Source organism: Vibrio galatheae, from assembly GCF_000967545.1.
Lineage (GTDB): Bacteria > Pseudomonadota > Gammaproteobacteria > Enterobacterales > Vibrionaceae > Vibrio > Vibrio galatheae.
Map to the genome: position 1 here is coordinate 18,701 of NZ_JXXV01000008.1, position 11,318 is coordinate 30,018.

Below are 11,318 nucleotides of genomic sequence, written 5' to 3' on the forward strand. Positions count from 1 at the left end.
AGCCGCCTTACTTTTTCCGCTTTGATACTCAAGGAACATACTGTGAACACCGATCATTTTCATCATAAAGTCGGGGTGGGGTTACGCTCACCACACCTTGATTATTTTAGCCAGCATAAACCTGCGCTTGCTTGGCTTGAAGTGCACAGTGAGAATTACTTTCAGCCCTATTCGGCTGAGCGTCAAACACTACGCCAGATAGCCAACGACTATCAGATCAGCTGTCATGGGATTGGTCTCTCCCTTGGTAGCGTGGCACGTGTCAATCGCGACCATCTTAAACACCTGCAAAGCATGATTAACGAGCTCGAACCCTTTTTGGTCTCTGACCACTTAAGTTGGAGCGAAAATGGCGGCCACTATTTCAATGACCTATTGCCGCTGCCTTATACCGAAGAAGCCTTAGCGGTTTTTTGTCGTAATGTCTTGGAAGTGCAAGACACGCTACAACGCCCAATCCTGATCGAAAACCCTTCCAGTTACGTCAAGTTCAACCATTCCACCATCAACGAATGGGATTTTTTGACTGAAGTGCAACAGCGTACCGAGTGTCGTTTACTGCTGGATTTAAACAATATACATGTTTCGGCGTTCAACCATGAATTTGACAGCCGACACTATCTCGATGCGATTCCCTCTCATGCCGTGGATGAAATTCATTTGGCAGGCTTTACCGTTAAACAGCTTGATGAGGGGGAGATCTGGATTGACACTCACAGTCGTCCAGTCAGCGATGAAGTGTGGCAACTGTACCAATACTGGCTAGAAAACTACGGTGAAAGACACACACTGATCGAGTGGGATTTAGACATCCCGTCTCCTGAGGTGTTACTCGGCGAAGCTGCAAAAGCAAGCCATTACCTTGAGCAAAATCAAGGCTCGCGGAGGAAGGTCTCATGACACTAGACTGCGCTCCGTCTCTTGCTGAGCTACAAAACACCTTTGCTAGAGCCTTGCACTACCAAGCGACCGGTGAGGATTGCGACATTCACAGCGGCAATTTCACCGCAGATCAACGCATGCAGATTTACCGCAATAATTTCATTATTGGCCTCAGCGAAGTCCTGCAAGCGAGTTACCCTATGCTGCATGCATTGTGGGGAGAAGAATGTTTTGCGCAAGTCGCGCGTCAGCATGTGCTCAGCAACCCGTTAGAAAACGGTGATGTCAGCCATTATGGCCAATATTTTGATAAGACCATCAAACGCTTCCCTGCCGTGGTTGAAGCGGCACCTTATAGTCTTGAAGTCGCTCGTTATGAGTGGCAAATCGACCTAGCTAGGCAGTTGAGCAATCAGCAAGATCAAGCTAGCGATCTACGTCCACTCGATCAACTAGCCCACGTTTCACCTCAAGATCAAGCGCGCATCCAACTGTTATTCAAACCTGGCGTGACCACTTTTCAGTCGTGTTACGCGCTGTTTTCGCTACAAGAAGCCATTAACACCAACAACTTCGACGATTTAAATCTAGAGCAAGCAGAACAGGGTATTGTGGTGAGTTCAGCACAAAGTGGCGTGTGGACATTAGCCCTAGATGAAGCCCCTTTTCAGCTCATCGAGCATCTGCAATCAGGCAAGACGCTTGGTGAAATTCCACCGTCACTACTGGGTCATTTGGATTGGTTAACTCAGCATCAATTGCTGGCTGGTTTTACGCTGACCGAATTAGGGGAATAATATGATGTCGCGTGTGATCAACAATATGCTCGCTAGCTACGATAACTGGGTCAACACACTGCAAATGGGTGTAGTGCCACTACTTTTGCTGTTTTGCCGACTTTGGGTGGCATGGGTATTTTTTAATTCCGGGCTGACAAAAATTGCTTCGTGGGACAGTACCTTGTTTCTGTTTGAATACGAATATCAGGTACCGATCCTGCCGTGGGAGTTGGCCGCCTATCTTGGTACTGGCGCAGAACTCGCTCTGCCCGTTTTTCTCGCTATCGGCTTAATGACACGTCCGATGGCTGCGATGCTGTTTGTGTTCAATATTTTCGCCGTCGTATCCTACCCGGCGTTGTGGGAAAAAGGCTTTTACGACCATCAGTTGTGGGGGCTAATGCTATTTATCGTTTGTGTTTGGGGAGCTGGCAGTTTGTCGCTAGATAAACTTCTGCGCGACAAATTGGTTTAGTCTTCGCTCAAATCATCTTTGACTGAGTTGACCGCATCTCGTGAAGCGTGTCCGATGGCTTTCGTCGTATCGCGCGTCGCATGGCCAATCGCCGTGGTAACATCGCGAGTTGCGTGCCCCACTTCTGTACCTGCCTGCTTAAGCTCAGCGCACCCCGCGACAACTATGAGCAAACCCGCAACCAGTAAAACTCTTTTCATCAGCATAAAAACCTCCGCGTGCTTAATGGTTGGCATAATAACAAAAACCGCCTCACTGTATCAGTGCGGCGGTTTCGAATTAGCAAAACTATGACCTAAGTTAAGCTGCAATTCCCGAGTGACGCAGCAAAGCATCAATCTGTGGTTCACGACCACGGAAGCGCTTGAACAGTTCCATCGGCTCTTCGCTGCCACCCATTTCAAGAATATTGTTTAAGAAGCTTTGTCCGGTTTCGGTATTAAAGATGCCTTCTTCTTCAAAACGTGAGAACGCATCAGAAGAGAGGACTTCAGCCCATAAGTAGCTGTAGTAACCCGCGCTGTAACCTCCAGCAAAGATATGGCTGAAGCTATGTGAGAAACGATTCCATTCTAGGCTTGGCAACACCGCTACCTTAGATTTCACCTCGGCTAAAGTTTCTAATACTCGTGGTCCAACCTCTGGGTCAAACTCAGTGTGGAGAGTAAAGTCAAACAAGCCAAACTCTAACTGACGCAAAATAAACATCGCCGACTGGAAGTTTTTCGCCGCGAGCATTTTCTCTAGCATCTCTTTTGGTAGCGGCTCTCCGGTTTCATAGTGACCAGAAATAAACGCCAGCGCTTCTTCTTCCCAACACCAGTTTTCTAAGAACTGACTTGGCAACTCTACCGCATCCCAAGGCACACCGTTGATACCCGACACCGCCCCGGTATCCACTTGAGTTAACATATGGTGAATGCCATGACCGAACTCGTGGAACAGAGTCACGACTTCATCATGGGTAAATAACGCGGGTTTATCACCCACTGGGCGGTTGAAGTTACAGGTTAGGTACGCCACTGGCGTTTGCAGCTCGCCATTAGCATTAATACGGCGTACACGGCATTCATCCATCCACGCCCCGCCACGTTTATGTTCACGAGCGTACAAATCAAGATAGAAGCTGCCACGCAGAGTGTTGTCGCCATCAAAAATGTCAAAGAAGCGCACGGACTCATGCCAAGTATCAACGCCTTCGCGCTCTTGTACTGTCATGCCAAACACGCGCTTTAGCACCTCAAACAGACCACTGACCGCTTTCGCTTCAGGGAAATAAGGACGCAGCTCTTCATCAGAGATCTGGAACAAGTGCTGCTTTTGTTTCTCGCTGTAGTAAGCGATATCCCATAAATTTAGCGCTTCAACACCAAATTCACTTTGCGCAAACTGGCGCAGCTCTTCAACTTCACGCTCACCTTGTGGTTTTGCTTTATTGGCTAAATCATTAAGGAAACTCAAGACCTGAGAAGGGTTCTCTGCCATCTTAGTCGCCAGAGATTTTTCACTGTAGGTGTTGAAACCGAGCATACGTGCGATTTCATGGCGCAGTTTAAGCTGTTCGTTGATGATCTCGGTATTGTCCCATTCACCAGCTTTTGGACCACGATCAGATGCTCGAGTCACATACGCTTCGTAAAGCTCTTTACGCAGTTCTTGGTTATCGCAGTATGTCATCACAGGTAAGTAGGATGGGATATCCAGTGTTAACAAGTAGCCATCAAGCTCTTTCGCTTGTGCTGCTGCTTTCGCCGCCGCCAATGCAGACTCTGGCATGCCCGCCAAATCTTTCTCGTCGGTGACATGCTTGCTCCAACCCATAGTCGCATCTAGGACGTTGTTGGAGAATTTAGAGCCGAGCTCCGACATACGCTTACTGATCTCGCCGTAACGATGCTGTTGATCAGCAGGAAGACCAATGCCCGACAGTTCAAAATCACGTAACGAGTCGGTGATGGTTTTCTTCTGCGCCTGACTCAAACAATCAAACTCCTTGCTCGCTTTGATTGCTTTGTAGGCATCAAACAAGCCTTTGTGCTGGCCAACCCAAGTGCCATATTCTGATAATAGCGGTAAGCAACTTTCATACGCTTCGCGCAACTCATCACTGTTCATCACCGAATTCAAATGGCTGACCGGAGACCAGATACGGCTTAATCTATCATCCACTTCTTCTATCGGAGCAACTACGTTTTGCCATGACGGTTGCGTATTACCTTCTAACACAGAATCAATCTTAGCGCGGCAATCGGCGATCACCTGCTCGACAGCTGGCTCAACGTGCTCCGGTTTGATATCTGAAAACGGGGGCAAATCGGTAAAGCTAAGCAGTGGGTTGGACATAAATCATTCCTTTTGTTGGCAAGCGAACTAGCGGGTTCGTCTGTTTCGTATATTCAACGTCTTATAGACTAAATATAGGTTCGATCTGGATATTTCAATAGAAGACGGTGGCTAAGTTGTCGCTAAATGCGAGCATCGCTTTGCCACTGGGTATATAATCAGCGAATTGTTCGTCCTAACTTCAATATGGTTTAAACACCATTTCGAGAGAGTCATTTTGTTAAGTTACCGCCACAGTTTTCACGCGGGCAACCATGCCGACGTGATTAAACACATCGTTCAAAGCCTTATTCTTAACTCTCTTAAACAGAAAGAGAAACCGTTTGTTTACCACGATACACACTCTGGTGTTGGTCGCTATGATTTGACCCATGAATGGTCAGAAAAGACCAGCGAGTACAAACAAGGTATCGCTCGTGTCTGGCAACAAAATGAAATTCCTGCAGAAATTCAAAGTTACTTAGACGCGATAAAAGTCCTCAATAACGGTGATTCATTACGTTACTACCCTGGTTCTCCACGCGTAGCACGTGCTCACTTACGCCCACAGGATCGCATGGTGCTGACGGAGCTGCATCCGAGTGATTACCCCTTACTCGAACAAGAATTCCACCGTGATCGTCAAGTCAGCATCTTTAAAGAAGATGGCTTTAAGCGCCTCAAAGCGAGCTTACCGCCGCAAGAGCGCCGTGGTTTAGTCCTCATCGATCCGCCTTACGAATTAGCCAAAGAGTACCGTGACGTGGTTCAGGCCATCTATCAAAGCTACAAGCGCTGGGCAACTGGGATCTACGCAATTTGGTACCCTGTGGTTAATCGCTACGATATTGAAGACATGATTGAAGGGCTGCAAGGCCTTGGCATTAGTAAGATTCTGCAAATAGAGCTCGGTGTTGCCCCCGATACCAATGAACGCGGAATGACAGCATCAGGCATGATTGTCATCAACCCGCCATGGAAGCTTGAAAGCCAGATGAACGAAATTCTTCCGTTTTTAAAACAAGCGATTGCGCCGGCAACCGGTCACTTTAAAGTGGAATGGATTGTTCCCGAATAAACCATCCGAGATAAAGCAGAGGCCTGCGACTCTGCTTTATCGCTATTTGTCATAACCCTGCTCACTTTTTCTCATTGGGAAATCGTTCAGAGTCGATTTATGATAGACGACAAGGACAGCTGTGAGGTATGGATTGAGTTCGCACGAATTCATCCCTATATACTCATGTAGCGATCAATAAATTAATAAGCTCGGAGAAAGTAATGGCGACTCATTTTGATTACATCTGTATTGGCGGCGGCAGCGGCGGTATCGCATCAGCTAACCGCGCTGCTATGTATGGCGCAAAAGTAGCACTGATTGAAGCTCAAGACCTAGGCGGCACTTGTGTCAACGTCGGTTGTGTACCGAAAAAGGTCATGTGGCACGGCGCGCAAATCGCTGAAGCAATGAATCTATACGCTGAAGATTACGGCTTCGATGTAGATGTAAAAGGTTTCGATTGGGGCAAATTGGTCGAGAGTCGTCAGGCTTACATTGGTCGCATCCACCAATCTTATGATCGCGTTCTTGGCAATAACAAGGTCAATGTGATTCGCGGCTTTGCCAAGTTTGTCGATGAGAAAACCGTCGAAGTCAATGGTGAACACTACACAGCTGATCACATCCTGATCGCCGTGGGTGGTCGTCCAACTATCCCTAATATTCCTGGCGCTGAGTACGGTATTGACTCAAACGGCTTCTTCGATCTCGCCGAGCAACCAAAACGCGTAGCCGTTGTTGGCGCGGGCTACATCGCAGTAGAAATCGCTGGCGTACTGCATGCGCTAGGTACAGAAACGCACCTATTTGTGCGTAAAGAGTCCCCGCTACGCAGCTTTGACCCAATGATCATCGAGACGTTAGTTGAGGTAATGGATGCAGAAGGGCCAAAACTGCACACCCATTCTGTACCAAAAGAAATCGTTAAAGAAGCAGACGGCAGCCTGACTCTGCATCTAGAAAACGGCGAGAGCCAAAACGTTGACCAGCTAATCTGGGCGATCGGTCGTCACCCTGCAACGGATGCGATCAACCTAGCGTCAACTGGCGTAGCAACCAATGACAAAGGCTATATCAAAGTTGATGAGTTCCAACAAACGAATGTGTCTGGTATCTACTGTGTTGGCGACATCATGGAAGGCGGCATTGAGCTGACTCCTGTCGCGGTTAAAGCAGGTCGTCAACTGTCTGAGCGTTTGTTTAATAACAAGCCAAACGCAAAAATGGATTACAACCTAGTTCCAACTGTGGTATTCAGCCACCCACCTATCGGTACTATTGGCCTAACGACTCAAGAAGCGGAAGAGAAGTACGGTAAAGACAATATCAAAGTCTATACCTCTGGCTTTACCGCGATGTACACGGCTGTAACTAAGCACCGTCAGCCATGTAAAATGAAACTGGTTTGTGCAGGTGAAGAAGAGACGGTTGTGGGCTTGCACGGTATTGGTTTCACCGTCGATGAAATGATTCAAGGTTTTGGCGTTGCGATGAAGATGGGCGCAACCAAAGCAGACTTCGACTCTGTAGTGGCAATCCACCCAACGGGCAGCGAAGAGTTCGTTACCATGAGATAAACTCATTTATATTCAGAACCTTATTTAAGTTTTCACATTGAATATAACGTAATCAAAATAGATAAGGGCGATACCTAGGTATCGCCCTTATTTTTATTTCGCCCCAAGGTTTACATCCTTCTGGCACAAGTGGCTAAGTCACAATCAGTGAATAAACCCACCCGTCTGATGCTGCCATAGCTGGGCGTAAACCCCACCGAGTTCAAGTAGCTGTTGATGTGAGCCTTGCTCGATGATTTTACCTTGGTCCATAACGATTAAGCGATCCATCGCCGCGATCGTTGACAGGCGGTGAGCAATCGCAATGACGGTTTTACCTTGCATCAGAACATCTAGATTCTCTTGAATCGCTGACTCAACTTCAGAGTCTAGGGCTGATGTCGCCTCATCCATGATAAGTATTGGCGCATTTTTCAGTAGTACTCGGGCAATAGCGACACGTTGGCGTTGACCACCAGACAGCTTGACTCCTCGCTCCCCAACTTCAACGTCATAGCCAGAGTTACCCTGCTCATCTTTCAACTCAGCAATAAACTCGTGCGCGTGAGCTTTTTGCGCGGCTTCAATCACAGCTTCCATTGACGCATCTGGGTTGCCATACAAGATGTTCTCTTTAATAGAGCGATGCAGCAATGAGGTGTCTTGGGTGATCATGCCTATGTGCTGGCGCAATGACTCTTGCTCGACTTGAGAAATATCTTGCCCATCAATACGAATCGTTCCGCTGTTAACATCATAAAAACGCAGCAGCAGGTTAACCAAGGTTGACTTACCGGCACCAGAGCGGCCAACAATACCAACTTTCTCACCCGGTTTGATGTTCAAATCCAGCTTCTCGAACACCGCCTTCTCGTCATTGTAATTGAAGCCAACCTGATCAAAGTGAATGTCGCCTTGGGTGATTTGCATTGGCTTGGCATTGGGCACATCTTTGACTTCGACATCATTTGAAATGGTGTTGATACCATCAACAACGGTACCTATATTCTCAAACAGTGCGCTCACTTCCCACATGATCCACTTCGACATCCCCTGAACGCGCAAAGCGATACTGATACCCACCGCGATACCCCCAATGGTCACTGCTGCATCCAGCCACAGTAAAACGGACAACACGCTAATAGAAAGCAATAGTACGTAGTTCAATACATCCACACTCAACAGTAAGCAGGTAACCATGCGCATCTGGCGATATACGGTCTGCAAAAACTGCTTCATGCTACTTTCGGCATAATCCAACTCACGCTGAGAGTGAGCAAACAATTTGACGGTAGAAATGTTGGTGTATGAGTCAACAATACGCCCTGTCATCACCGAACGCGCATCGGCTTGGTCAGTCGCCACTTGCTTCATTTTAGGGATGAAATAGAACTGGATCACTATGTACAAGCACAGCCATACCACAATTGGCAGCATCAACAGAATGTCCGATTCCCCGACCATCCAGATCATCGACAGGAAATAAACCGTGATATAAACCAGCACATCCACCAGCTTCATGACGGTTTCTCGAACGGCAAGCGCACTCTGCATGACCTTAGTCGCCACGCGACCAGCAAAGTCGCGCTGGAAAAAGCCCACCGCTTGCTTGAGCAAATAACGGTGAATCATCCAGCGAATCGACATTGGGTAGTTACCCAGCAGCGACTGGTGCATGATCATGGAGTGCAATATACCAAGCAGCGGCATAACAACCACAACCAAGCCCATCATCATCAACATGCGATCGCCCTGATCTTGCCAGAACGTAGCGCGTTCTTGGTTGGCTAAGATATCAACCAACTCCCCCATGTATCGCAACAGCGTTACTTCGGTAATGGCGATCAAGGCGCTCAACACCGCCATCACAGCCAAAGGCAGCTCAAAGCCCCGAGTGTAGAAGCGACAAAAGCCGAATAGGGTTTTCGGCGGCTTAGCCGTCTCTATTTTAGGAAAGGGTTGGGTCAGTTTTTCAAACCAATTAAACATAGTGGTAATTCAAGTCTGGAAAATAAATTTGTGCCCCTTGTACTATCTTTTGACAGAAAAGTCAGTACAATGTCAAAAATAAAAGAAGAAACGATAACAATTACCATTAAGCTTACTATTTAGATATGACTGTCGGGAATACAATCATGATAAAAACTCACATGCTTACAGCGGCGATTAGAAATGCAATCGTCTATGCTGTAACCCCAGCAGCTGCAGTGGTTGCGCTGACTGTTCACGCTGACGAAGACGTTACTCAGATGGAAACCATCACAGTAACGGCTCAGGCATTGAAAGTAGAAACACCAGCAGCAGAAACACCAAAATCGGTGTCGATTGTCAGTGAAGACGAACTGCGTCAACGCGCTCCGCAAAAACTGGATGAAGCGTTGCGTTACACGTCGGGCGTCACTGCACAGCCATACGGTGCTGACAACGATACGGATTGGATAGGTATTCGTGGTTTTGAAGCGGCCACCTACCTCGACGGCAACCGTCTATTCCGCGATGGGTACTACACTTGGTTACTTGAACCATATGGCTTAGAAGCCGTAGAAGTCATTAAAGGCCCTTCCGCGATTCTTTATGGTGAGTCGGCGCCAGGCGGTATTGTCAATGCCGTTCAGAAAAAACCGAGTTCAGCTCAAAGCAACGAACTTCGCCTTGAGCTGGGGAACAAAAATCATCAAGCCGTTGCTGTCGATGCTTCTGGTGATGCCAATGACGATGGTTCTGTTCGTTACCGCCTTGTCAGTAAGTTTCGCTCTACAGACGGTGAGCTAGACCATACGGAAACCGATCGCATCTACCTTGCACCAAGCCTTGAGATTGATGTATCAGAAAAAACTGAGTTGACGTTACTCGCCACTTATCTCCAAGACGATGGTATACCAACCAACCCGTTCTTCCCGATTTACGGCACTTTGCTCGAATCAGACTTTGGCAAAATTGACCCATCCACCAATTATGGTGAGCCGGACTACGATAAGTATGAACGTACGCAGATTTCGTTTGGTTACCAGTTAAAGCACTACTTAAACGACACTTGGACACTGAATCAAAACTTTAATTACGGCTACAACGAATTATTCTTACGCAGCGTTTATGCGTTTACTAACTACACACCAGACTCTGACCAGTTATACCGTGGCGTCGTATTCCGTGATGGAAAAAACCAAAGCCTCGCGTTTGATAACAATGCGGTTGCTAACTGGTTTACTGATAGTGCAGAACATACTGTCCTAACGGGCCTAGACCTCCAGTACAGTAAGACTGAGGGTGCCGAGCAAGACAACTATGGGTTTAGCCAAATCGATGCGATGAACCCAGTGTATGGCAACTACACTCCGTTGGATCCTGCGAACAACGTAGATCGAGAAATCAATAAATCTCAGGTTGGTCTCTACTCGCAATACAATTTGAACTTCCAACAACGCTGGATTGCCAATATTGGTGCTCGCTACGATTGGGTTTCAGTCGATAACAAAAACCTAACCAGCTCAACGAAAGATTCCGTAGACGAAAGCCAACTGTCGATGAACCTTGGCTTAATGTACTTAGCAGATAATGGGCTTTCACCGTACATTAGCTACTCTGAGTCATTTGAAGTTCTTGGTACGATCGACCCAGTGACTAAAAAGCCGTATAAGCCACTCGAAGGTGAGCAGTACGAGCTAGGTGTCAAATACACACCATCAATCATCGATGGTTACATCAATGTCGCACTATTTGATATTACCCAGAAAAATGCCCTGCAAACTCAAGGTAGTTTAACCACGCAATCGGGTGAAACTCACTCTGAAGGCTTTGAAGTTGAAGCTGTTAGTAAAGTAACCGATACGGTCAAAGTATCAGCAAGCTACACCTACAACAGCGTCAAAACCAATGTCACTAACAGCAACGAGTTTAAGCAAGCCGCTGTTTATCCAAAACACCTAGCGACACTTTGGCTTGACTACGATGCATACTCCTTAGTTGATGGGCTAACTATTGCGTCCGGTCTACGTTATATCGGCGAGTCTAAAGACAGCCCAGATAACACGGCGGCGACCGTTCCGGGTGTGACCCTTTGGGATGCAGCTGCCACTTATGACATCACTTCACAATGGCAAGCTCAGTTGAACATCAACAACTTGCTTGATAAAGAATATGTTTCTGTGTGCAACTACAACTGTTACTACGGCCAGTCACGTACGGTAATGCTAAACGCAAACTACCGCTGGTAATTAATATCCACTCCCCTCACTCGAGGGGAG

The 11,318-nt window shown here is 47.3% G+C and carries 9 protein-coding genes; 6 read left to right on the forward strand and 3 right to left on the reverse strand.

Annotation, left to right across the window (positions count from 1 at the left end):
* Window positions 1-42: 42 nt before the first annotated feature.
* Genes bufB through TW81_RS04075 form a run of 3 tightly spaced genes read left to right on the forward strand, consistent with a single transcriptional unit; the run spans window position 43 to window position 2,136 of the window.
* The gene (gene bufB, locus TW81_RS04065) at window positions 43-900 is read left to right on the forward strand and encodes an MNIO family bufferin maturase (protein WP_045954460.1); all 858 of its coding nucleotides are present in this window, start codon (window positions 43-45) and stop codon (window positions 898-900) included.
* Complete coding sequence (locus TW81_RS04070; protein WP_045954461.1) at window positions 897-1,679, forward strand: HvfC/BufC N-terminal domain-containing protein; 783 nt, start codon at window positions 897-899, stop codon at window positions 1,677-1,679. Before bufB ends, TW81_RS04070 begins: the two co-directional genes overlap by 4 nt.
* A gap of 4 nt (window positions 1,680-1,683) precedes the next feature.
* The gene (locus tag TW81_RS04075) at window positions 1,684-2,136 is read left to right on the forward strand and encodes a DoxX family protein (protein ID WP_045954524.1); all 453 of its coding nucleotides are present in this window, start codon (window positions 1,684-1,686) and stop codon (window positions 2,134-2,136) included.
* Here TW81_RS04075 and TW81_RS04080 read toward each other — a convergent pair.
* Together TW81_RS04080 and prlC are read right to left on the reverse strand one after the other, a co-directional pair.
* Entirely contained in the window at window positions 2,133-2,336 is a 204-nt protein-coding gene (locus TW81_RS04080; RefSeq protein WP_045954525.1) for a lipoprotein, read from the reverse strand. The two genes, TW81_RS04075 and TW81_RS04080, sit on opposite strands and share 4 nt — an antisense overlap.
* A 100-nt stretch (window positions 2,337-2,436) precedes the next feature.
* A complete protein-coding gene (gene prlC / locus TW81_RS04085; protein ID WP_045954462.1) occupies window positions 2,437-4,479 on the reverse strand; it encodes an oligopeptidase A in 2,043 nt (680 codons plus the stop codon).
* Window positions 4,480-4,696: 217 nt separating this feature from the next.
* Here prlC and TW81_RS04090 point away from each other — a divergent pair, with 217 nt between their 5' ends.
* Together TW81_RS04090 and gorA are read left to right on the forward strand one after the other, a co-directional pair.
* Window positions 4,697-5,536 carry a 23S rRNA (adenine(2030)-N(6))-methyltransferase RlmJ gene (locus TW81_RS04090; protein ID WP_045954463.1) on the forward strand — a complete coding sequence of 280 codons (840 nt, stop codon included), beginning with the start codon at window positions 4,697-4,699 and terminating at the stop codon, window positions 5,534-5,536.
* A gap of 203 nt (window positions 5,537-5,739) precedes the next feature.
* Window positions 5,740-7,095 carry a glutathione-disulfide reductase gene (gene gorA, locus TW81_RS04095; protein WP_045954464.1) on the forward strand — a complete coding sequence of 452 codons (1,356 nt, stop codon included), beginning with the start codon at window positions 5,740-5,742 and terminating at the stop codon, window positions 7,093-7,095.
* 144 nt (window positions 7,096-7,239) lie between these two features.
* Here the strand turns inward: gorA and TW81_RS04100 are convergent, their stop codons facing one another.
* Entirely contained in the window at window positions 7,240-9,063 is a 1,824-nt protein-coding gene (locus TW81_RS04100; protein ID WP_045954465.1) for an ABC transporter ATP-binding protein, read from the reverse strand.
* A 146-nt stretch (window positions 9,064-9,209) separates the two neighbouring features.
* Between TW81_RS04100 and TW81_RS04105 the strand changes: the two genes are divergently transcribed.
* The gene (locus tag TW81_RS04105; protein ID WP_045954466.1) at window positions 9,210-11,288 is read left to right on the forward strand and encodes a TonB-dependent siderophore receptor; all 2,079 of its coding nucleotides are present in this window, start codon (window positions 9,210-9,212) and stop codon (window positions 11,286-11,288) included.
* Window positions 11,289-11,318: the final 30 nt, after the last annotated feature.

What these genes read in the sequence shown, in the direction of transcription:
- TW81_RS04100 (WP_045954465.1), bottom strand. Translation starts at nt 9,063, where the DNA reads ATGTTTAATTGGTTTGAAAAACTGACCCAACCCTTTCCTAAAATAGAG.
- TW81_RS04105 (WP_045954466.1), top strand. Translation starts at nt 9,210, where the DNA reads ATGATAAAAACTCACATGCTTACAGCGGCGATTAGAAATGCAATCGTC.
- TW81_RS04070 (WP_045954461.1), top strand. Translation starts at nt 897, where the DNA reads ATGACACTAGACTGCGCTCCGTCTCTTGCTGAGCTACAAAACACCTTT.
- prlC (WP_045954462.1), bottom strand. Translation starts at nt 4,479, where the DNA reads ATGTCCAACCCACTGCTTAGCTTTACCGATTTGCCCCCGTTTTCAGAT.
- gorA (WP_045954464.1), top strand. Translation starts at nt 5,740, where the DNA reads ATGGCGACTCATTTTGATTACATCTGTATTGGCGGCGGCAGCGGCGGT.
- TW81_RS04080 (WP_045954525.1), bottom strand. Translation starts at nt 2,336, where the DNA reads ATGAAAAGAGTTTTACTGGTTGCGGGTTTGCTCATAGTTGTCGCGGGG.
- TW81_RS04075 (WP_045954524.1), top strand. Translation starts at nt 1,684, where the DNA reads ATGTCGCGTGTGATCAACAATATGCTCGCTAGCTACGATAACTGGGTC.